Annotated in this window: 19 protein-coding genes, 1 tRNA gene and 1 rRNA gene; 7 read left to right on the top strand and 14 right to left on the bottom strand. The window is 53.4% G+C overall.

All coding sequences use genetic code 11. The features are described 5' to 3' along the window. Positions 1–388 precede the first annotated feature (388 nt). Complete coding sequence (locus SA339_07010) at positions 389–613, top strand: hypothetical protein (GenBank protein ID MDW5562960.1); 225 nt, start codon at positions 389–391, stop codon at positions 611–613. 149 nt (positions 614–762) lie between these two features. On the opposite strand, the gene SA339_07005 is transcribed toward SA339_07010, so the two are convergent. Then, positions 763–1,293 (bottom strand): hypothetical protein, encoded by a 531-nt coding sequence (locus SA339_07005; protein ID MDW5562959.1) that lies wholly within the window; start codon positions 1,291–1,293, stop codon positions 763–765. 162 nt (positions 1,294–1,455) lie between these two features. On the opposite strand from SA339_07005, the gene SA339_07000 reads away from it, so the two are divergent. Further along, positions 1,456–1,914, top strand: a complete 459-nt coding sequence (locus SA339_07000) for a hypothetical protein (GenBank protein MDW5562958.1) — start codon at positions 1,456–1,458, stop codon at positions 1,912–1,914. Positions 1,915–2,975: 1,061 nt separating this feature from the next. On the opposite strand, the gene SA339_06995 is transcribed toward SA339_07000, so the two are convergent. From SA339_06995 to SA339_06975, 5 genes are all read right to left on the bottom strand, one after another. Continuing rightward, positions 2,976–3,947 carry a carboxypeptidase-like regulatory domain-containing protein gene (locus tag SA339_06995; GenBank protein ID MDW5562957.1) on the bottom strand — a complete coding sequence of 324 codons (972 nt, stop codon included), beginning with the start codon at positions 3,945–3,947 and terminating at the stop codon, positions 2,976–2,978. A 295-nt stretch (positions 3,948–4,242) separates the two neighbouring features. Next, the gene (locus SA339_06990; protein MDW5562956.1) at positions 4,243–5,205 is read right to left on the bottom strand and encodes an ABC transporter permease subunit; all 963 of its coding nucleotides are present in this window, start codon (positions 5,203–5,205) and stop codon (positions 4,243–4,245) included. Further along, positions 5,192–6,088, bottom strand: coding sequence for an ABC transporter ATP-binding protein (locus tag SA339_06985; protein MDW5562955.1), 897 nt, complete (start codon positions 6,086–6,088; stop codon positions 5,192–5,194). Before SA339_06985 ends, SA339_06990 begins: the two co-directional genes overlap by 14 nt. Positions 6,089–6,101: 13 nt before the next feature. Further along, positions 6,102–7,019: a hypothetical protein gene (locus SA339_06980; GenBank protein MDW5562954.1), complete on the bottom strand. Its 918-nt coding sequence runs from the start codon at positions 7,017–7,019 to the stop codon at positions 6,102–6,104. A 608-nt stretch (positions 7,020–7,627) separates the two neighbouring features. Next, positions 7,628–7,939 carry a winged helix-turn-helix transcriptional regulator gene (locus SA339_06975; protein ID MDW5562953.1) on the bottom strand — a complete coding sequence of 104 codons (312 nt, stop codon included), beginning with the start codon at positions 7,937–7,939 and terminating at the stop codon, positions 7,628–7,630. A gap of 152 nt (positions 7,940–8,091) precedes the next feature. On the opposite strand from SA339_06975, the gene SA339_06970 reads away from it, so the two are divergent. Together SA339_06970 and SA339_06965 are read left to right on the top strand one after the other, a co-directional pair. Next, the gene (locus SA339_06970) at positions 8,092–8,781 is read left to right on the top strand and encodes an MBL fold metallo-hydrolase (protein MDW5562952.1); all 690 of its coding nucleotides are present in this window, start codon (positions 8,092–8,094) and stop codon (positions 8,779–8,781) included. 111 nt (positions 8,782–8,892) lie between these two features. Continuing rightward, positions 8,893–10,353, top strand: a complete 1,461-nt coding sequence (locus tag SA339_06965; GenBank protein MDW5562951.1) for an MFS transporter — start codon at positions 8,893–8,895, stop codon at positions 10,351–10,353. Positions 10,354–10,874: 521 nt separating this feature from the next. On the opposite strand, the gene SA339_06960 is transcribed toward SA339_06965, so the two are convergent. From SA339_06960 to SA339_06945, 4 genes are all read right to left on the bottom strand, one after another. Beyond that, positions 10,875–10,988, bottom strand: a tRNA-Leu gene (locus SA339_06960). Positions 10,989–11,223: 235 nt separating this feature from the next. Continuing rightward, positions 11,224–12,123 carry a type II methionyl aminopeptidase gene (gene map / locus SA339_06955; protein MDW5562950.1) on the bottom strand — a complete coding sequence of 300 codons (900 nt, stop codon included), beginning with the start codon at positions 12,121–12,123 and terminating at the stop codon, positions 11,224–11,226. Continuing rightward, positions 12,116–12,754 carry an L-threonylcarbamoyladenylate synthase gene (locus tag SA339_06950; protein ID MDW5562949.1) on the bottom strand — a complete coding sequence of 213 codons (639 nt, stop codon included), beginning with the start codon at positions 12,752–12,754 and terminating at the stop codon, positions 12,116–12,118. Before SA339_06950 ends, map begins: the two co-directional genes overlap by 8 nt. A gap of 2 nt (positions 12,755–12,756) precedes the next feature. Further along, a complete protein-coding gene (locus SA339_06945; protein ID MDW5562948.1) occupies positions 12,757–13,383 on the bottom strand; it encodes an MBL fold metallo-hydrolase in 627 nt (208 codons plus the stop codon). Positions 13,384–13,607: 224 nt separating this feature from the next. On the opposite strand from SA339_06945, the gene SA339_06940 reads away from it, so the two are divergent. From SA339_06940 to SA339_06930, 3 genes are all read left to right on the top strand, one after another. Further along, complete coding sequence (locus SA339_06940; protein MDW5562947.1) at positions 13,608–14,702, top strand: ATP-grasp domain-containing protein; 1,095 nt, start codon at positions 13,608–13,610, stop codon at positions 14,700–14,702. Between the two features lie 4 nt (positions 14,703–14,706). Next, complete coding sequence (gene sucD / locus SA339_06935) at positions 14,707–15,567, top strand: succinate--CoA ligase subunit alpha (GenBank protein ID MDW5562946.1); 861 nt, start codon at positions 14,707–14,709, stop codon at positions 15,565–15,567. A gap of 563 nt (positions 15,568–16,130) precedes the next feature. Further along, positions 16,131–19,055, top strand: a 23S ribosomal RNA gene (locus tag SA339_06930). A 144-nt stretch (positions 19,056–19,199) separates the two neighbouring features. Here the strand turns inward: SA339_06930 and SA339_06925 are convergent. The 4 genes from SA339_06925 to SA339_06910 form a co-directional block, all read right to left on the bottom strand. Then, a complete protein-coding gene (locus SA339_06925; GenBank protein MDW5562945.1) occupies positions 19,200–20,138 on the bottom strand; it encodes a hypothetical protein in 939 nt (312 codons plus the stop codon). Between the two features lie 86 nt (positions 20,139–20,224). After that, the gene (locus tag SA339_06920; protein ID MDW5562944.1) at positions 20,225–20,815 is read right to left on the bottom strand and encodes a hypothetical protein; all 591 of its coding nucleotides are present in this window, start codon (positions 20,813–20,815) and stop codon (positions 20,225–20,227) included. Between the two features lie 15 nt (positions 20,816–20,830). Next, positions 20,831–21,931, bottom strand: a complete 1,101-nt coding sequence (locus SA339_06915) for a DUF763 domain-containing protein (GenBank protein MDW5562943.1) — start codon at positions 21,929–21,931, stop codon at positions 20,831–20,833. Between the two features lie 64 nt (positions 21,932–21,995). Then, the gene (locus SA339_06910; protein MDW5562942.1) at positions 21,996–22,397 is read right to left on the bottom strand and encodes a DUF61 family protein; all 402 of its coding nucleotides are present in this window, start codon (positions 22,395–22,397) and stop codon (positions 21,996–21,998) included. Between the last annotated feature and the right edge of the window lie 43 nt (positions 22,398–22,440).

Below are 22,440 nucleotides of genomic sequence, written 5' to 3'. Positions count from 1 at the left end.
CCATATGGACAAGGTCCCGGAGCAGCTCCTTAACTGTCTGGATGAAAAGGATAAAGAGAACTTGAGAAAGATAACCGAGAAGATCGATAGAAGACTGGACGACTGTACGAGTATTAATCATTGAAATCTTAAGCGGATCGCTCGAACTCCCGACCGTCCTTGACGCGCGGCCGAGCGTTCTCAATCCGCATGCTGATGCCGTGGCCGGAAAGAAAAAGAGTTTTGACCATGGCATCACCTTTTCCGGTGCCTTGATCGATCAATATCATCAAGGACCATTTCCTACTGGGTGACTTAATGCTTCATGAATCGTCCTACTTGATCATCACAGCGTTCATGACGATGATGATGGGCTTGAGTCCAATATCGAGACGCCAGTCTGCTTAACATGGCAGATTATGCTATCGTTGACCGCGAAACGAGCGGCATCCTCGGCTGCTTTGAGACGGTGGTTGGCCTGCCTTATTCTGTTCCACTCTCTTGTCCTTTCCCCTTTGGAATCGTTCTTTCTCCGGCCATACCTGCGCCTTCCCTGGCCGCCATCGATGCCCAGGGCTGGCCGGAGCACAAGGAAAAAACGGTCGAAGATTCTATTGGAACGGGACCCATTTGAACTGTCTGGCTAGGTTAATAATGAAAAATTGTTGGTGATCGAAGGGGGAGATATCTGCAAAAGATGAGTTCTAGGTGTACTCGTCATGGCGAACGTAACGCTCTTAGTCCGCCAAAGGAATCCGATCCCGTGGCCTGGTAAGATGTCCATTAAGGCCTCAACAATCCCGGGCCTTTGGTCATCAACGGCTCCCTATTTTTCCTCGTCTCGATGTATCTTACCATGAAGTCCTTTCCCGTGAACCAGACGCTCTCAGGGTAGTTCTTCATGACGAAATCCATGAACTCGGAGACGCCATCCTCCTTAATGGGAACTCCAATACTCTTCTTCGAACCCTGGATGAAGAGGACTGTCCCGCTGGCATAGATGTTGATGATGCCTATCTGCCGAACATCGTTCGCAGGAATGAAAACGTTCTTTAAGATGTTCTTGAACCGAAAGCCTTCAGTGTCAGCTTTCCACCAAGTGATATAGCTGTTGAACGGAAACCCGATGATCAAAATGGTTAACATGAATATTAGAAGACCTAGCACGCCAATATCCACACTGGGGTCCACTGCCGCAATACTGAAGAACATTACACCAAACATTCCCACCCCCAGGCAAGAGAGTTGCCAGTGCGCTTTATTCAATCGGACATATGCCACGTCCCTGGAATCCTCATCGCCCTTCGCTGGCAAGTTTATATCTCCTGATTGACTAGGAAATATCTTTGATAGTGATAAATAAAACGGCATACGTGTGGCTCCTTATCAGGGTGGTGTTTTCCACATCGACAGCTGGACGTAACCCTCTTAACGTCCCAGACTAATCCGATTTCGTAGCTGGGGAGTGCTAGACCAATGCTCACCATGAAGATTGTTGAATGGAAGGATGATCACTATCTATGGACAGCGGAAGTGACCACTCCACAGGGTATCTGGAGAACGCCCCAGCCGACGCACCCTCGCGAATTAAACCAGATGCTGCTCTCCATGGGAGTCGACAAGGATGAGATTTTCAATGCCAGGACTAAAGCCTTCACCGAAGACGCCGAAATTACTTACCGTAGACTCGAAAAGGAGTATCTGCCGTTCTTGCAAGCTGTATTGGCAGGAGAACGAGAGGTCCCGAAGCAAGAACCATTCGCCGAGGGGTGGTTGGCTTATGCTCTACTAGCTCACCATACGAACGAGGAGTTGCGCCCTCTATGGGAGGTTCTCTATTCGGCCGATGCTGAAAACCATGCAATTCCAACTTATGACGAGATTTCTTGGGCGTTCCTGCCTCAGAAGGAGGGGATGGCTGGCGGTCGAAGGTGAACGATTCGGCTTGACGCCGGAGGGCAGTCGTGCCGTCAAAGAAATCGTGGATAAGGATGAACCACCCTGGCCGGATTGGACTCCTTTGCAGTGGACTGCTTACGTTTTAGGCCATGTGCCTCGCATAAATCGAACATGGTCACTGAAGAAACTAGAGGACTGGATCTCAGATAATCCTCCGCCAAGCGACGATTGAATGCCTAGGTTATTTGCCCATCCGATTATGCATCGAGTAATTAGAAGGGCAGAACCCAGACGTAATAGCACATGAACATTCAATCATCACTCTATCCAATTAGTCCAATCTTTATTCAATGACGATGGTGAAGGCATGGATTACATCCTCAACAACCGCACTACATTATCTTTAAATGATTGTATATTAATAAAACTCTGGTGGGCTAATCCTTTGGATATCGTTTGCTTTGACGCTTATTATCATGGACGCTGTAGCATATTTGGCAGCCAAGTCCCATGTTAGGAAAGCTCGAACCAAACTAAGGTCGATGATCGAGGAGGCCCGACTGGCCGGTTTGATTCAAACGGAATCAAGGGTAGCATATAATCTTCCGAGCTTGTGGGGCATATATGTTTTCAGTATCCCCGTGACCATAATTGGCATATGGTTGCACCCCCTTGAGTACTACTCTGATCTCTAGGGAGTGGAGGTTGCCTGGCTCTTCTTCCCATTCTTCACCATGCTAGGTTACCTCTATTCGTTGATTTCTCCGATTTATCACATGGCGATATTCAGTCCAGATAGAGTCAATATAATAGAACGCAAAGGAAGTGGACCATCTGAATGCAAGACGATGAGGTGGAGAGACACCACAGTAAACGTGCATTATGACGAATCGATCGTCGTCTCACTCACCGATGGCAACCTTAGTATTCATCAAAATGATTACATAAACACCGCACTGGTCTGGTATTATCTGCAAAAGTATGCCCCTGAGAAAATACCGGATGACAGCCGCATACGAAATATGGCGAAAGCGGCTCCCAGGTGGTGCGATAAACATCCGCAGACTTGGCCTTGAAAGAAATTGAAGCTCGGTGCTTCAACCCGTTGTTGTCTCTTTGATGTACACGATGCAGCCATTGATCACGCTCACATCGTAAGTGCGAACGCCGTCGGTCAATGGTTCGATGGTGACCGAAACAGACGAATCGTTCGACCCGTACGAGTAATTGACGCCGATCGAGCGCATCGTCACCTCTTTCCCGAGGACTGTAAAAGAGGTCGATTGTTCCAGGCTGATCGGTAGCGCACAAGCTTCTCTAAGCTTGAGCGCGGTTATCGTTTGATTTACCCCTTTTGTTAGATTATAGATGGAGTGCTCCTGAGATGCTGCCTCCTCGGCCAAGGCATTGGCATCGAACTGGACGGGATAGATGTCCCCAGCTTGAATGAAGTCCAGGTCAGTGATGAAACCGGTTTCGTTGTAAGTTCCATATGCAATCGCGTTCATGTAGAACATCACGCTCGCACCATTCTCGCTGGAATAGTTGAACTGCTGCGTATTGAAGGAGCATAAATCCACGCTATCGACGGTAGTGTTCATGCTCTTAGCGTCAATAATCAATCTGAGGAAGTTAGGGTCCACAGTCACATCGGTGTAGGTCGAGCCGTTGAGCGTATCGCTAACTATCGCCACGCCCAGCGAGATGGTAACATTAGTTGATCGCTGGAGCGTGAAGTTGGACTCTATTGATGAGGTGTCGCTTGAAATCTTGAAATCACGGTCCTCCGTCCAATAATAAACGTTCCGCAGGTCGGGATCAAGATAGGCAAAGACTTCGACTTTATAGCCGCGTTCGGCCGTCAATATATATCGGCCATCAGCGTCGGTCTTCGTGGAGTTTTGAGGATTGTTGTCTTGTTGCCCCAATATGAAGGTGTTGGCGACAACACCAGCCCCTCGGAGCGGCATACCGCTTCCGTCGGTCACTACCCCTTGGATGGTGATAGGGGCTGTGGACATATCTTCCTCGGCGCCATTACTCGGATTGTATGCCAGCGCTGCCAACATCACCACAAAGACGATGGCGAACGCCGAACCGTTGATGACCAGACGCTTTTACTTCTCCTGCAACTACTCCCACCGAAAAGAGACCGGGTCAGTGAGATTATCTATGTTACCTATAGGCCGGGTTTTGATACTATCTCGATTCATTTACTGTTGCATGAACAGCAAGCCAGTCTTCCTCTGACTAAAGATATATTTGCAGTTCTGCCCAGCACTATTTAAGGTTGAACACATTAATTTATTAAACCAATACTCTCCTTTCCAAATTAAAGCCTTGATAGGTATGCTTTCGCACTTATCAATCGGAATACTGGCGGCTTTGTAAGTGCACTATGTGTTCATCACTCCTCTCTCTCCTAAACGATATTAATGCGGCGAGGAAGAATCCTGCTGTGGCTACCGCCGCATAGGCAAGGTAGTAATCGAGCCCATAGAGGGCAAAGGTGCCCCAAGCAACTGTGTCCTGGTCCGCGCCGCTTAAGTTAAGTGCTACGAACAGGCCCTGCTGTAATATCATGGGATTAGCACTTACCAGCATCTTCGAACCGCTCGGGAATAGCTCCCTCATCTGAGCATTGGTCATTCCTAGCGATTCGTGTGTCTCGGTGAACTCGTTCTGAGCGCTCGCCATTCCTGAGTCCAGCACGCTTCCCATTATTGCGGTAATGATCAAGAAAATAAGCACGCCGGCCACCGCCACGACATGCTTCTTCCGTACTAGCGTGGAGACGAACAGGCCGAGCGAAGAGAGCGTGATAAAGAGAAGAGTGGGAAATACGAGGGAAATAAGGAGTGCATCGGCCCCTAGCACGATCCCACCCGTTAACGATAAGATGAGGAGATATGCAAGGAGGGAGATGAAACTGAACATCATGGATATCAGGACCAGAGTCACGAACTTGCTGGCGATGAAGGCGCTGCCACCCTTTCGGTAAGTGAGGATATACTTTACCATGCCGGACTCACGCTCCCCCGTCAAGGAAAGGCAGGAGACGACGAGGATCAGAAGCGATAGCGGCGACAGCACGCTTATCCAATAGGCGCCTAGGCTGCTCCTCTGCAACAGCAGCATCTCGCTCGGTGACGGTGGAGTGTACGAGGCCCAGTTGTAGTTGGCGTGAACGCTCGAGGCGTAAGCATTGGAGGCGAAGAAGGCGAAGATCAAGCATATTGCCGCGGCCAGCATGACGACGATGGGTAGGAACGCCTCGGAGATCAGGAGACGGAGATCCTTCCTGAGATACACCTCAAATTGTCTCATCGCCCACCTCCAGGATGGCCTCTCGGTAGTACTCCTCGCTCGTTTTTGACAGGAGGGTGAATTCCGAAACGATGCCACCGGCAAGGATAATGGACCGGAGAAGCTCGGGGACTTTATCCGGTTCCACTTCCATGGTGAGGATGCATTTCTCTTTCCTTTCCACCACCTTGAACGGTCGTCCCAGCGATTCCAGCACCTCTGGGTTGGTCATAGACAGCCTTATCGTCACTTGATCGGAAACGAAGTTCAAACGTTGCTTCTTGACGACCCTGCCGTTCTTGATGAAGACGACGGAGTCGCATACCTTGTCGATTTCGCTCAAGTCGTGCGAGGAAAGGAGCACGGTCAAACCCCTGGCCTTCAATCCAACGACGATCTCCCGGAGTTCAAGAACCATCGTTGGATCCAATCCCGAAAATGGCTCGTCCATGACCAGGACGATCGGATTGCTCACCAATGCTCGCGCTATGGATAATCGTTGTTTCATTCCCTTGGAGAAAGTGCTCACCGGGTCGTCCTTCCTGGACGATAATCCAACTTCGGTCAGCAGCTGTTCGCTCCTCTCTTCCGGGTTCGGTAGGTCACACAGCCGGGCGAAGAACAATATATTGTTCAGAGCGGACATCTCCTCGTAGAAGATGGGGCGGTCGGGGACGAAGCCCAGCTCTCCCACCGAGCCCGGACCGTTTATTCGTATCTTACCGTCGTCGGGACGCTCTATGCCCATGACGATATTGATCAGCGTGCTTTTCCCGGCTCCGTTCGGGCCCACAAGCCCGCAGATCTCTCCCCGGTCGAGGGAGAACCCGACGCCATTTAGCGCCTTGACCTGCCGCTTGTTCAGGAGGTTCCGATATACTTTCTGGACGTTATCCGCTTCCAAGCAAAATCCGTCCTCAAGCCCCATAGGACTCCCAATCCACTGAAGATTCGTACTCGTTCGCCAGACAGTAGATGAAGAACCTACCGTAGTCGGTGTCTATGATGGTGGTGAACTGGACCATTTCTGATTGTTCCGATAAGCTGATGTTCTCTACAGTGAAGTTGAAAGATTGATTTTGCTTAGGTGAGAGTATTGCGCTCTCATTCCAGAAAGTCCAATAACGATTGTTGCTACTGCCGTTAAGGAACATAGCGGCAGCTCTCAGGCTACAGTTCAAAGAACCGTCCTCGAAGGCGTTTGTCACGTTGATTCCGAAGGTGACTTCTTTTGACGAGTTATCATGAGTCCAGTTGACTCTCGGCTCGATCCCATCTAGGTGGAAGATAGAGTGCTCATCGCTCTCATACATCAGGCCGACATTCGCCGCCAGGCCTCCAGAGTTCTGGTCACCATATACCAGATAATATCCACCTGGTGCCATATATGTCGTATTTTGGGGGAGTAGCCCGTTCTGGAACGGATTAGGGGGACCCTCGACCGTCCCGTTCCACGTCAAGGTAAAGTTCGACGAGGTGGAGAAGTTGGTCACCGATAGATGACACCGGTATCCACCTGCGTATTCATTCTGGCTCACAATCATATTTGCTAGAGCCCCTTGATTGCCGACCACCTTCTCAGGGCTTACTTCATCCGGTATCCTGGCCACCCACAAGCCGACCGTCTTGTTAGAGGAAAAATCGACGTTGGACATTACTGTCCTAAGGGTGATGTTGACCGTTTCCCCATAGTGATACGAGGACTTTTCCGTTTCCGCCACAACGACAATGGAATTATAGCTATTGGCGTTTGTGATGAATATGACCGCGATCAGCGACACGACCACAATCAATACACCGGTCACCAGGATTACTCTCTTCTTCCCCCACCTCATAGAGTGCTTCCCCGGGCAGGTATTGCAATTCTTGATGAAATAGCCGTCGATTCTATCTGTGATGTGTTATTATATTGGAATAAGATGCCTCTACCAGGGGCCATCCATTAATTCTAACATAAGGTGGCGAGGAGAAAATAGACATGATCAATAACTTTAGATTCAATCATGTTAGTGGATTTTCCAAGGCCTATTATGAGGTAGACTTGAAGATGAACGCCATGTTCATCAGGTTGCTTCAGAGGTTGCTGCCTTAGAAACATTAGTGAGATCGAGGAATTGAAGAGGCGACGACGTCCAAAAAACTAAGCTTAACTCAAGGATTGAGAAACGAGCCGATAGGTTCCTTAGTGGATAGCTAGATAGGGTGCTACAAAGTAATATTGTAGCCCATTGTATAAAACATCTGGCTAGACCTAAAAATAACCAATTGTAGTCAATCGAAAAGGTGGACATTTTTTCAATCTTTGTACTGCCCCCGAAGCGCCGACGCCGGGGATGTGGCAAGGTCTGTGGGCTTGTCCATATCCGCCGTAGTGGGACATCTGAGAAGGCGGAAAAAGGGATAGTAAATAAAAATTCTTGGTAACCATTAATTGACTTGAAGACTAGTTTTCCTTGGGAGGAGGTAACGATGCCGCCCAATCATAGATGACCTTGAACACTGGGAGGAACGCTCTCCCGTGCTCGGTCAACGAGTATTCGACCCTGGGGGGCACCTCGGCAAAGACCGCCCGGTCAATAACATGATATCGTTCTAGGACCCGCAGATGCTCGGTGATCGTCTTCGAGTTCACATCCCCCATTCGCTTCTTTAGCTCGGTAAACCGCAGTGGTCCCTCGCGAAGGATCCAGAGAATCCTCATGTTCCATCTATTGCCCAGGACCTCCACTAGGACGACACCTTTTTCCAATATCATGTGAATCATCCATTAATTACTTTTTGGTTACAATATTACTTTTTGGACTCTGAAGTGCTTATCTACTACTATGATATTAATGTTTCTAACAGCTTTCTGACCAGGGGACGGATTAGGAAGCCAGTTAGATCGCTAATGGTGATGGTGAGATATTGTCGAAGATAATCGAGGGAGTCTACATCCTGGACAATCCCAGCGGAGCGAACACCTATATTTTGATAGACCATGGCGTGACGCTAATCGATGTGGGGATGAGGAAGAACGTTCCAAAAATCAAGAAGGAGCTCGAAGAACTCGGTTTCTCGATGAAAGACATAAAAACCATCATCATCACCCATGCTCACCATGATCATATGCAGGGTTTGGCCGAGATCGTCTCATTGAGTTCGGCCAAGGTCATGGTTGGAGAAGAAGATGCAGACGTGATCAGCGGGGCTAAACCAATGCCGTTGCCCAAAGGCGCAATGGGGCTCGTCTTCCGCCTTTTAAGACCGATGATGCGGTTCGAGCCCGTTCCCGTTGACGTTAGACTGAAGGATGGTGACATCGTCGATGTCCTCGGAGGGCTAAAAGTCGTTCCCTTGAAGGGACATACGCCCGGGAACATTGGTCTGATCTATTCATCCTCTAGATTGATGTTCTCGAGCGACACGGTGAGCAACCGCAAGGACAGATTGCAGCCTCCCGCTTTGTATAAGTGCAACAAAGAAGAATGTGATGGGGCGATCGAACGACTGTCCAAACTGAATATGGAAATCATGCTTCCAGGGCATGGACCACCCATCAGGCCAGATGCCTCGGGAAGGGTCCGGACCTTTCTGGCGGAGCTGAAACGACTGTAGTTCGGGTAGATGGGAACCGCCCATTTATTTACTGAATTATGAAATCGAAATACGATTATTTCGTTCTAATGCAGAGTGAGCTTTAAAATCAGGGTTTAGAAGAGTATTTCCATGTCTGATCCAAAAGAAGACGATAGTAAACCGAACCTTATGGCGAGCGTGAGAGGGAGTGGAAACGAGGAGGCATTCGGCTGGCGATTCACAGCGCCCGTATTCCTCGGTTCCTCGCTGAATTCCGTAAACAGTTCGCTCATTGCGACCGCTTTGATATCGATAGCCTCAGCCATTCATGTTTCCATCGGAGAAACGGTAGCGCTTGTCGCAGCGCTATACTTGGCAAGTACTGTCGCCCAACCAACGGCAGGAAAGTTATCGGAGGTGTTCGGGCCACGGCGTGTGTTCCTTGCTGGCATGATGGCCGCCCTGATTGGCGGTTTGGTAGGTGGATTTGGCCACGATTTGACGACACTGATAGCGTCCCGGGTGCTGATAGGGATAGGCACCTCTACCGGCTATCCATCGGCCATGCTTCTAGTTCGCCGTCGGGCCGAATGGGCTGGATTATCAGCGCCCCCCGGAGGTGTGCTTGGCGGCCTAGTGGTTACTGCAATGGTGACACCTGCAATCGGGCTGCCGCTTGGTGGCCTCCTCGTTGCAGCGTGGGGGTGGCAGGCCGTGTTCTTGGTAAACGTCCCGTTAGCCCTGATAACGCTGTGTATGACAGCCTTTTGGATTCCCCGTGACGATCCGATCAAGAGTTCGAGAACTTTCAAGGAAATCGCGACACGCATCGATCTGGGAGGCATCATTGTCTTTAGTGCTGCGATGTCAACCCTTCTAGTGTTCCTCTTATCATTACCAACCACAAACTGGATTTCGCTCGGTTTGGCTATTATAAGTGGTTTGGTCCTGGTCTGGTGGGAGCTACGGGCGAGCCATCCGTTCATTGATATTCGATTGTTGGCCACAAATAGGGGGTTGACTCTTTCCTACCTTCGTTTCGCTCTGGCATCGCTGTGCGTCTACACCGTGCTGTATGGTGTCACGCAATGGACAGAGGTCGTTCGGGGCATTTCGGCCGAGGATGCTGGTCTCCTCCTAGTGCCTATGACTCTCGTCGGAGGCGTGCTTGCGTTGCCAATCTCAAGACGGAACTTAGTCCGCGCCCCCCTGATTGCGGCGGCCGTTTCGTGCTTGATAGCGTCTATTGGCGTACTCTTTATCGGTTCGACCACTCCTATATTGTGGGTGGTAGTCATCACCTCGATTTTCGGGATTACTCTTGGCGCGAGCGTCAGTGCGAATCAGACGACCTTGTATACTGAGGCGACTGCGGACCAGATAGGCACCGCTTCGGGCCTACTACGTACCTTCGGTTACATCGGTTCGATCGCCTCTTCGGCCCTCATTTCTATCTTCTTCCATCAGAGCGTCACTGATGATGGCCTGCACACAATCGCCCTGGTTATGGTAATCCTTAGTTTCGTAGGATTAGTCATTGTCCTCGCCGACAGGAGGATCATGGCTCAAAAGCGGGCTGAGAAACATGGGTCTACTTCAAAGATGCCCTAATTGTCGTTTTGCTCCTAACATCATAGGAGCATGTTAGAGAAAGAGACGCCCACAGCCCTAAATCTCTTCCATTTTTTCTCAATCTCAACTTCTATTCTGGATGACCCTTTGAACCGAGATCATCCAATGAGGATGGAAGGGGTGAATAAGTGATTGAACGCGAATATTACTCTTTGTCGTTCTGCTCCTAGGTGAACTCTTTTCTCTATAGGAGGGCACCAATCCTGTGACCAATGAACTAGGAGAAGCAAGCCAATCACTAGGAGCCCTTCAGGGACCGACGCATGACATGTCATGAAACGACCCTGTGCCAGTTTATTCAAACTGGCTTGAAACTGATGGCTATCAGGAGGTTGGCTGGAGAGGCCGATACACTGAGCTTACTAACCCCCAACAACAGAGTGCCACAAAGTAATATTGTAACAGCCTGTATAAAACGTCTGGCTAGGTCATAAACTGAAAAATTGTAGACGATCGAAAAGGGGGACATTTGATTTAGTTATCTACTACCCCAGAACAATTGGTGCGAGGGGCCGGATTTGAACCGACGAACCTCTTCAGGAACAGATCTTGAGTCTGTCGCCTTTGGCCGGTGGTACAGAGTAACACCATTGACCTGGCTTGGCTACCCTCGCGTTGCTTTTCGTTAATGCCCAGCCCTTATTAAACCTTCCCTATGGCCTTGCCCCGTCCGTTGACGGTCGATGTTAGAATAAAAATCGAATATTATGCTGCCGTCATTATCTGCTGACAACTATTTTATATTTACAGCAGGATACTGGGTGGCCTGACGGGACAGGTGAGGGGAGGGACGCATAGCACCTCGTCATTTCCTCCGTACCAGAACCACGGGGTGGCGCCTTCCCCTCCTCATACTCCTATTCTTGTGGTGATCTCTCCTTTGCCGTTGTTGATCACCAGGGTATGCTCGGTCTGGGAGACCATTCCGCCCTTGACTTCGGCCAGGACGGGATAGGCGAACAGGATGCCATGCCGGACCAGCGTCTTCAGGTGTATCGGGGCCTTCGGATCCAGGGCGGTGCACCACCGCTCGCAGAACGGCAGGCTGCCGAACTCCTCCTTTATCTTGCCGAAGAGCTTGTTTGCTTCCGCGTCCCGGACCTCGCGGTCCCTCAAGATGCGGTAGATGTTCCCCGGCTTGGAGTTGCGCACTTCCCCCGCCCCGTCTGTGGCGAACGGCTCGATGGCCAGCATCATGTCGGTGCGCAATCGGGTCTGGTTGCCATCATCGTAGTTGGCGATCGTCAGCCCGGCATGCAGGTTATAGCAGTTCAGCCCATGGCCGGTGAGGTTGGTGACCGGGACAAAGCCGTCGCTCCGGATGGCCCGATCGATGGTGCCGCCGATGGATCCCACCTGGACTCCGTCGCCGACCATCACCGTGGCCATGCTCAGCGCCTTGGCCGACGCGGCGATCAGGTTGGTCCAGCTCTTCGTCCGCACCTCTACGGTCTTGGCAGTGTCTCCGATATAGCCGTCCACCTGCGCCCCCACGTCCACCTTCACCAGGTCTCCGCGGTGGAATGCGAGCTTGTCCTGGGAGGACGGGGTATAGTGAGCGGCGGCCTCATTGATGCTGAGGTTCGTGGGGAATGCTGGCTTCGCTCCCTTGCGAACGATATAGGCCTCTACCTCGGTAGCGACATCGAGCAGTTTCACGCCTTCGTCCACCATGTCGGCCCCCAGCTCGCGAGCCTCGGCGGCGATCAATCCGGCGCGCCTGATCTTTTCCAGGATTTCCTCATTCATCCAATGCCGCCTTGATGGTGTCCGGCGATAGGGCCCCCGGCCGAATGAGGGTTATCTCCTGATCGGTGAGCTGGATGATGGTAGACGGCTTTCCATGGACCGTCGGACCACCGTCAAGGTAAAGGCTGACCGAGGCGCCCAGATCGTCTAGCGCCTCCTGGCAGGTCCTGGGGTTCCCGTGAGAGTGGACGTTAGCGGAGGTCGTCACCAGGGGGCCAAACTCCTCGATGAGCCTCATAGCCACCGCGTTATCCGGTATGCGGATGCCGATTTCGTTGGTCGAGGCCGTGAGGATGTCCGGGACGTTGGGGCGCTTGGGGACGATGATGGTTAGGGGGCCGGGCATGAACTTATTCACCAGTCGGCGGGACCGCTCGTCCAGCACCCCGACCTCCTCCATCATCTGCAGGTCCTTGACCATGATGGACATGGCCATGTCGAACGGTCTCCGCTTGGCCATGTAGATGCGCTTGACCGCGGTCTCGTCGAACGGATCGCACCCGAGACCATATACCGTTTCAGTGGGATAGACGATGAGCCTGCCGGCAGCCAGTTCGGACACTATCTGCTTCAATCTCGACTCCGGGATGACCGGCACCCCGTCCTTCAGCTCGCACTTTATGATCTCCATCGTTATTCCCCTAAGTATCTCAACGCCTCTATGATCTGCATATGCGCGTCTCCAAGCGCGCATGGCCCATGGCCCGGATACAGGTCCGCCGGCTGGAGGGCGAGCAGTGACCGCACCGAAGCGGTCAGGTCGCTCAGGTTACCGGTAGCAAGGTCCCAACGGCCGACCCCACCAGCGAAGACGGTATCGCCGGACAGGAGGATCTTGTGCTCCTGATCGTAAAGGCAGATCCCTCCCGCGGTGTGGCCGGGAGTATGGATCACCTTGAGATCATGATCACCGGTGGAAAACGTTTCCCCACCTTTAAGGTTCTGCACGCTTGCAGCCTCCATTCGCCGCTGGAACATCAGCGCTTCGGTCCCCTTGGTCGAGCCTTCGCGGATGACCTCGGCATCGTCTTGGTGCGCGTAGAGCGGAGCATCGAGCTCCTTTGCCAAAGCGGCCGCGCCCCCCACATGGTCGAAGTGCCGATGGGTCAGCACGATCGCCTGCACCTTGCTCCCGCCGATCACCTTGCGGACCTTGTTGACCATCCGCGGGAGGTTGTCCCCGGTACCAGCGTCCACCACCATGGGCCGGCTCCCTGTTATGATGAAAACATTACAATCATAACCGGACCCTGGCAACATATGGACGGCCATTAGGTAAGCGAAGCTTGAAGGCCTATTTAGTCTTTCCTAGAAATGAAAATTACAGGAGAATTTTTCTACGTCGGATGCCGAACGAGGGCCGCCGGGACAACGCTTGCGTCTTCGGTACTCCAATCGTAATGGGGGAATAAAATTCGTCGTTCGTCGAACCATGTGCCGCAGCGGGAAAGGATATCAGGCATGCTCTCGATTCACTTCATCGCATGATGCTCCTTGAGGACCAGGGGAAGAGGCTGTTCCGAGAACACGGGATCAAGGTGCCGTCCGGACGTACCGTCTCCGTTCCTGAGCAGGCGGTAGGCATCACCGGGCCGGCAATGGTCAAGGCCTTGGTGCCGGCCGGGGGCAGGGGCAAGGGCGGAGGAGTAAAGAAGGTAATGCACGAGGAGGATATCGGCCCGGCCGTCTCCGCGCTGCTGGGCGCTACGGTGTCCGGCCACGAGGTCACCAAAATCCTCATCGAGGAGGCCGTTCCCGTGGCCAGGGAGATGTACCTTAGTATCTCTATCGACCGATCGCTAGGTCTTCCGGTCCTCGTCGCCTCCGCTTCCGGGGGCATCGAGGTTGAAACGCTGGACGCCTCGATCATCCAACGCTGGACGCTTCACCCCTTCCTTGGGGTTCGGCAATACGTGACCAGGGGAATCGCCATAGCGCTCGGCCTGAAAGACCGGGAGGCCGAGGTGAGGAACCTTGTAACGAACCTTTGGGAGCTGTTCACCTCCATCGACTGCGACCTGGTGGAGGTAAACCCTCTCATCCTGGCGACGGACGGCGCGCTGGTGGCTGCGGATTCCAAGATATCGATCAACGACGACTCGCTCTTCCGCCATCCGGACCTCGAGCTCCCGCCGACGAGCGGGGATGAGCTGGAGGGCGTGGCGCGAGCCGAAGGTCTAGCATTCGTGCGTCTGGATGGGGATATTGGGGTCATCGCCAACGGGGCCGGCTTGACCATGGCCACCCTCGACTCGCTATCGCTGCACGGCGGTGACGCAGGGGCGTTCATGGATCTAGGCGGAACCGACGACCCGGCGAGGGTGAGGCGGGCCTTCGAGATCATGGCGCGGTCTGGACAGAAGGTCATTCTGGTGAACATCTTTGGGGCGATGACCAAATGCGATACCGTGGCCCGGGGGCTGCTCGAGGCCCTCGCAGGTATGGTGGCCCCGCCGACTATTGTGGTGCGGATACGTGGCATTAATGAAGAGCAGGCCCAGGACATGCTGAGGTCGGAAGGCCTAGCCGCCCATACCGAGCTAGAGGGAGCGGTCATGGACGCGGTGGCAAGAAGGTAGGGAGATGATCATGGATCGCGGGACCAGAGTCGTGGTGCAGGGCATCACCGGCCACCAGGGCAGATATCATGCCCGGGCGATGTTGGACTTCGGGACCGAAGTGGTTGCCGGAGTCACGCCGGGCAAGGGCGGGACCTCGGTGGAAGGCGTCCCGGTCTATGATTCGGTGCAGGGGGCGGTCGACGAGCACGGGGCCGACGTGTCGGTCGTGTTCGTTCCCCCACGCGCCGCGGCGGACAGCGCCCTGGAGGCATTGGAGGCGGGTATAGGAACGGTGGTGATGGTCACCGAGCACGTGCCGGTACATGATGCCATGACCGTGATCCAATATGCCCGGCTCAAGGGTGGGCGGATCATCGGTCCCAATTGCCCAGGGATAGCTGCCCCTGGCCGAGGTAAGGCAGGCATAATGCCGAATGAAATCTTCCAAGAGGGCTCCGTTGGGGTGGTGTCGAGGAGCGGTACGCTAACCTATGAGGTCGTAAGCTCGCTGTCGCGTGCCGGGCTAGGGCAATCGACCTGCATCGGGATCGGCGGCGACCCGGTGGTAGGGACTTCTTTTGTCGAAGCCCTGCGAATGTTCGAGGCGGACGACGGTACCTCGGCCGTCGTGCTCATCGGGGAGATCGGCGGAGGCGCCGAGGAGGAGGCGGCTGAGTTCATCCGAAGCAGGATGAGCAAGCCGGTGGTGGCGTACATTGCCGGCCTCACTGCTCCGCCGGGCCGCAAGATGGGCCACGCCGGGGCGTTGGTGTCCCGCGGGCGGGGGACCGCACGGAGCAAGATCGCGGCCCTGGAGGGGGCCGGAGCGAGGGTGGCGGATACTCCCTGGAGGATATCTAAGCTGGTTGCAGGGAGCAGATAGCGGCGATCTCAATATATTATATCATTATCTTTTCTGTTGTTCATTCCTGATTTACGCGTTCATCAGGAAAAGGTATAACACCTACGTCGGACGATATGAGCCCCTTGCCTGTGTGCGGGATGCAGTCACTACCTGCAATATATGGCAATACAGAGGTCAGGAAAAGTATAAATAGGACAGCAGCTTAGCTGGAAAAGCCCGAAACGGAGCAAATGTATCGGGCATAGGTGTTGACCTATACGACTGGCATGTGTCGGAAACGATGCATGACGGGGCAGAACCCCCTACAAAAGCCTTATATACAATGAGTGCTTAGGTGGGAAGGCCCGGAACCCAAGTGGTTTCGGAGCAATAGGGTCTGCCGGTATGGCAACCTATATATACCCCTTCAGACATGAAGGGGGGCTGCGGTCGAATACAAAAACGACCACAGAAGTTCACTTTGATGCACCCGGAAAGCGATCCTTTTCGGGGAAGTGGAGGAGAATAGCGGGATTTGGAAGAGGTCTCGCGTTTGATGATAACCAATCATATGCAATTCGGACGTGTGTTAAGCCGACACAAGTAGCGGCATGCTACGTCGTATGGGGAATGGCTCGGCTCGAGCGCCGATGAAGGTCGTGTCAAGCTGCGATATGCGCCGGGTAGTTGCAAGAAGACTATGATCCGGTGACCGCCGAATGGGACTTCCTATTCTTCGGAATGTTGAGTAATCAACGGGAACGCGGGGGATCGAAACATCCTAGTACCCGCAGGAAAAGAAATCACAGAGATGCCGTCAGTAAAGGCGATCGAACGCGGCACAGAGCAAACCGAATCCCTCATAGAAATATGAGGGAGTTGTGGTGTAGTGGACCCAGATACATCTTAACTGGTCAACCTGAAGTTGCCTGGAAAGGCACACCAAAGAGGGTGATAGTCCTTTAAGGATAAGCCAGAAAGATGAGTTTTGGTGTTCCGGAGTAACGTGCGTTGGATATCGCGCGTGAAGCTGGGGAACATTCATCTCCAACTCTAAATACGTCTCGAGACCGATAGCGCAGTAGTAGCGCGAGTGAAAGCTGAAAAGTACCCTTGACGGGAGGTCAAAAGAGCCTGAAACCATCCGACTATAACCAGACATGGCGTTAAAGCGAAGAAACTCGAAAGAGTGGAGCAGCGTTGTGTTATCCGTTTTGAATAACGGGCCAGCGAGTTCTGATCAGTGGCGAGACTAAGGTATTGAATACCGGAGTCACAGGGAAACCAACAAGTACGCAACACCGCAAGGTGCGAGGTACGAGGTGTGCTCGCCTGGAGTCACTGGTGGGATACCCGAAGCCAGTTGATCTATGCGTGGGCAGGTTGAAGCCCCTCGAAAGGGGGGTGGAGGACCGAACGGGTAATGATGTGCAAATCTTTCCGATGACCTGCGTATAGGGGTGAAAGGCCAATCTAAACTGGAAATAGCTGGTTCCTCTCGAAACTTGTCGCAGCAAGACCTCAGCTGAGATAGATTGTGGGGTAGAGCGACCAATTAGGGGCTTAGGCCGGGAAACCGGTCGGCCCTTTGTTGAACTCCGAACCTGCGATCGTCGTAGACGCTGGGATTGAGGGCCTCTGGGGTAAGCTTGGGGTCCATAAGGAAATGAATCCAGCCTAGGGTTAAGGTCCCTAAATACCGGCTAAGTGAAACATGAAACTGCGTCCGCAGTCTAAGACAACCGGGAGGTGGGCTTAGAAGCAGCCATCCTTTAAAGAAAGCGTAACAGCTCACCGGTCGAGATTGTGGGTCAGGAAGATGGACGGGTCTAAAGCCGGATACCGATACCCTAGAGCACCGCAAGGTGATCTGGTAGGGAGGTGACGTGCATGGGTAGAAGTTTGGCCGTGAGGTCAAGTGGACCGTGCTCGTATAAGGATGCTGGTAGGAGTAGCAGCAAAGAATGGTGAGAATCCATTCCGCCGCAGGGGCCAGGGTTCCTCGGCAATGTTCGTCAGCCGAGGGTTAGCCGATCCTAAGACAACCCTTAATCGAAGTTGTCAAAAGGGAAGCAGGTTAATATTCCTGCGCCAGAACAGTCATCGCCTAACATGAGACACATCCGGATAAGTCGAGCAGGGGTGTCAACCTGTTCAAGCGTTTAAGCCTTCGGAGAACCGTAATGGTGAGAAGTTGGTGAATGCGTGAGTAGGCGGGCGAAGGCCCGCTTCGACTGATTCCCGGTGTCAATGAAAATCGTGTTAGTTTAGGCTGTTTTGTTCGTACCAAGAACTGACACAGGTGCCCCTAGGTGAGAAGCCTAAGGCGTGTCGGCGTAATCGTAGCGAGGGAATTCGGCAAATTAGCCCCGTACCTTCGGTATAAGGGGTGCCAGCAATGAAGATTGCTGGTCTCAGTAACAAGGGAGCTCCGACTGTTTAATAAAAACACAGGTCACAGCTAGTCCGAAAGGATTTGTATTGTGGCTGAAGCCTGCCCAGTGACGGTATCTGAACCTCGGGTTCAACTGAGCGAAGGACCGTTAAACGGCGGGGGTAACTATGACCCTCTTAAGGTAGCGTAATACCTTGTCGCTTAATTGGCGACTTGCATGAAGGCCCAACGAGAGCTCTACTGTCCCCGCTTCGAAGCCGGTGAAACTGATAGTACCGGCGCACAATCCGGTATCTTCCACCTGAAAGCGAAGACCCCATGGAGCTTTACTGCAACCTGTTGTTGTGGTACGAGCCCCGATGTGTAGCGTAGGCAGGAGTCGTTACCAGGGCTTGCCGCTAGGCAAGTTCCGAGACATCAATGAAACACTGCCCTTCGGGACTCGTATCACTTACTCCTTCGGGAGGACAGCTATAGGTAGGCAGTTTGGGTGGGGCGCCACGCGCTCAAAAAGATAACAAGCGCGCCCAATGGTCAGCTCAGGCAGGTCAGAAATCTGCCGTTGAATGCAAAGGTATAAGCTGGCTTGACGCGGGTTGGGACAATAACAATCCGCGATACGAAAGTAGGGCTTAGCGAACCACTCAGCCTTCTGAATGGGGGCGAGTGATAACAGAAAAGTTACCCTGGGGATAACTGAGTCGTCGCTAGCAAGAGTTCATATCGACCTAGCGGTTTGCTACTTCGCTGTCGGCTCTCCCTATCCTGGCGGTGCAGCAGCTGCCAAGGGTGGGGTTGTTCGCCCATTAAAAGGGATCGTGAGCTGGGTTTAGACCGTCGTGAGACAGGTTTGTTGCTTTTTGGTGGAAGTGTATTGATGCCTGACGGGAAGGATCCTTTAGTACGAGAGGAACGGGGATTCGTCGCCTCTAGTTCATCAGTTGTCTGGCAAGGCACTGCTGAGCAGCCACGCGATAAGGGATAAGAGCTGAACGCATCTAAGCTCGAAACTCCCCCGGAAAAGAGGCATCTTAAGAACACTCATAAATGATGAGTTTGATAGGACTGGGGTGTAAGTATCAAGGTCCTCCGAGATATTCAGCCCGCAGTTACTAACGTTCGCGCCGCGAAGTGTCGGCTTAACAGTCAATCGAATTGCGTATGGTTCAACTCTTCCAAATTCTATAATTTTTAATCATTCTATAACTGAAATTGTTGTAAATGGTTCTAACAGTCAATGGTGGAAGTTATTGCATGATAACATTTCACTGCTTGATCAGCGGAAGCTGGACATGCAGCGATCTTGAGTTCTTTTAACGACGAATGTGATCCATCTGCTAGGTGTTCTTGTCTGACCAAAGTCGAAGTCAGTATACGAACGGGACACCGACTCCGCATAATATCTGCCGCCCTTGGATTTAGCGATCACATTGTCCAGCATGTCCTGGAATCTTGGATTTTTAGTTGCATGGGGAAACAGCGATAGGGCATCAAGCACCCTGAGAATCCCATATTTCACTTCGGGGTACCTCAGTTTTGTAAATTGGGTTCCGATTCCGAATCCATATGGTCGCCATGGCTCAGCTCGGCGGGCCCAATGGTCCAAGATGAGGTCGATGGCCCCGTTCATCTGCGGATCGTCCCGAAATTTATCGTACTGCCCGAGGAGCATCAGTATGTTGAGGTTATCCATGGGGCATGATTCCGTGGACTCTAGTTTCTCCCCTCTTGCTCGATTCATAGCACAATGCCACCCACCATCTAGACGCTGATCCTTGAGTAATAGCTCGACGAACTTCTTCAACCGGGGGTCGTTTTTATAGCCCATTCGGGCCAGCGAAGAGAGCAGGATGGCCGAGATGCAGTAATAGCGGGGCTTCATGTTATTTTGAAAGACGAACGAGCCGTCCTCCCGCTGCAGGTTGAGGATTTCCTCGACCTCCCGTTCGAGGCCCAGATCATGGATGGTGAGGCCAATATCTGCTAGGAAGTACAGATCCCAGAATGCATTGCCGGTACTGGTGTAGGGGACTTGACCGGTCTTCAACCCCTGCAATCCGACCTTATCGTCCTTAAGTCTCTTTATGACGGCGGCGATTCCCTGTTCTCGAATGGCCTCAGCCGGCCTCCCTGGCAGGCCTAGCAGTTGCTTCTCGAACGCATGCCTCATCCAATACTCGCCTTCGATCAGCCACTTGGCGACCTCTTCGTCCATGATCCCCCGAGGCCATACCCGCCGGTGGGCATAATGCTTGGTCCAGTCAGGCTCGAACACCGTTTACAGGGCAATATGAAAAATGCTCACTCGGAGACGCCGTACTTCTCCTTCATGAGCTTGATTATGTTGTCCAGTTCGTTGTAGTTACGTCGACCGAGGTCGAGGACCTTACCGCTGGACAATACAAGTTTGAGGTTGGTCGGCATTTCATCCGTCCTGTCCTTGATGTTGATCTCTATCCGGCGAACGAGGATCTTGGAGATCCTTTCCTTGGGAATGAACCCGGGGAATCCCCTCACCTCTTCGAGGAAAGAGGTGTGGACCTCCAGGCCCCTGGACCAGACCTTAACCGGATAGCTCATTCGGCGGCCCCGTGGGCTTATGACCTCAGTGACGTAGAACATGAGCACGAGCGCGACAACTCCCATGAGGAGGTTACGAACGGTCGTTCCGTCGGAGAGGTCCTTCGATGTCGCCAGGTAAATGAGATAGATGAAGAGGACGATCTCGGCCATCCTGCCGAGGTTCTCGAACAGGGACCACCTCCAACCTGCCAGGACCTTTCTAGGCTGCAACTTCTTCGGTATCGTTTCGGTGTACAGCAGCTCGCCCTTGGTCTCGTCGAACGCCTTCTTTCCCTTGGCCATCGTCACGGTGAAGGGAAGGAGAATCAAGTATCTTTGCCTGGGTCAGCGCTCGAAGTCCGGGGGCACCATTGCCCGAAGTCGCTGCACTGCCTCCAGCTTCTCCCGCTTCTTGACCTTGGCCTCCTCCACGCCCTTGGTCAGGTAGTCGATGGCCTGATCCATCGCCCTGCGGTCCACGGGATAGGGTACGCCGTCCTTGCCGCCGACCGCGAAGGAGAACTTCACGGGGTCCTTCCAGCTCGGCTCAGCCCCGTACACCAGCTCCCCGGTCAGAGCCAGGGCCCGGATTGCCGATGGACCAACCCCCCTGATGGCCAACAACTCCTCGTAACTGGACGGCTGGAACTCGTACGCTGATCTCAGCGCCCTCCAGTTCACCGTGCGGGGCATGTGCAGCTTCAGCGGCTGCCCCCCGCACCACTCGTCCAGAGTGCTTTGCCCCTCGGCCACTAGCAGGATGTCCTTCTCCACGTGCTCAATCCCGTCGCACACCAGGTCCACTGCCACTCTCCTAGATTCGCCGGATGCCCCGGCGGTCATGTCCAAAGTTTCCTCCACCCGGCTGCCCAGGATGGCGGTGTGCGGCTCCTCTACGAAATGGCGTGCCATCCCGCTGTTCCACTGGTACCGGCGAGCGTACCCGCTGACATCGGACATCCCCTGCTGGACCACTGTCCAGTGACCCTCACCGTCAAAGGCCAGGGCGTGATGGTACAGGCGGTGACCGTCCTGGATCGCAGCGCTGTCGACCTTGGCGCACATGCGGGACACATAGACCAGCCTCTGCTGGTCTTCCTCCGACATGTCGCACAGGTCGGCGTGGAAGGCAATCTCGTCCGGAGTCCTCAGAGATACCTTTCCTTTCCCGCCGACCACCACCAGGTCCTTGCGGCCCTCCAGCGCTTTCTTCAGTGCTCCGCAGGTGACGGTGGTGGTTCCGGAGGAGTGCCAATCGAAGCCCAGCACGCAAGAGAACGCCTGGAACCAGAAGGGGTCCGCTAGCCGGCGCAGGTACTCCTCGCTCCCGCACTCCAGGAGCATGACGTCGGAGATGGCCCCGGCCAGCTTGACCATCCGGTTGAACAGCCAGCGCGGCGCGCTGCCGTTGTGCAACGGTAGATCGGTGATCCCGGTGCGGGACATGCGATCACTGACGATCGGTCATAAGCATAAGCGTTTGCCGGGGTTGGATGAAAATCTCGATGTTTCACGGAGAGAACATCGTTGTGGTAGCCGTCGGCAGCACGGTCCTGAGCTTCACCATGTGGGGATGGAACAGCCTCATCTGATCAGGGAACTCCGGCTCTCTTCCTACGATCTGGGACACGACCTTGACCTCGACCCTCCCCAGGATCTTCCAGGCACCCCCCGCCTCATCCCCGGTGTCGGTCATGATGATGATCGGCAGCTTTAGCTTCGGCTGGTCCCAGGGATCGACGATGGTGGACAGATACTCCAGCTCGTTCCTCTTGATACGGTAGTGGATGCCATCCTTGCTCTGGTACTCGGGATCTTGGGCTTTCAGGAGGTCGGTCAGAGAGGTCCTCCTGGACGGCACATGACGGTTCATCATCTCCAGGAGCCTTCGTATCTGGGTTTCGTCCTGCATCGCCTCGGTCTAGGTAAACGGAATTCTTGAAGCTTTGGCTGTC

Source organism: Methanomassiliicoccus sp., from assembly GCA_033485155.1.
GTDB lineage: Archaea > Thermoplasmatota > Thermoplasmata > Methanomassiliicoccales > Methanomassiliicoccaceae > UBA6.
Note: the sequence above shows the minus strand (reverse complement) of the source record. Positions and strands in the feature narration are given on the sequence as shown.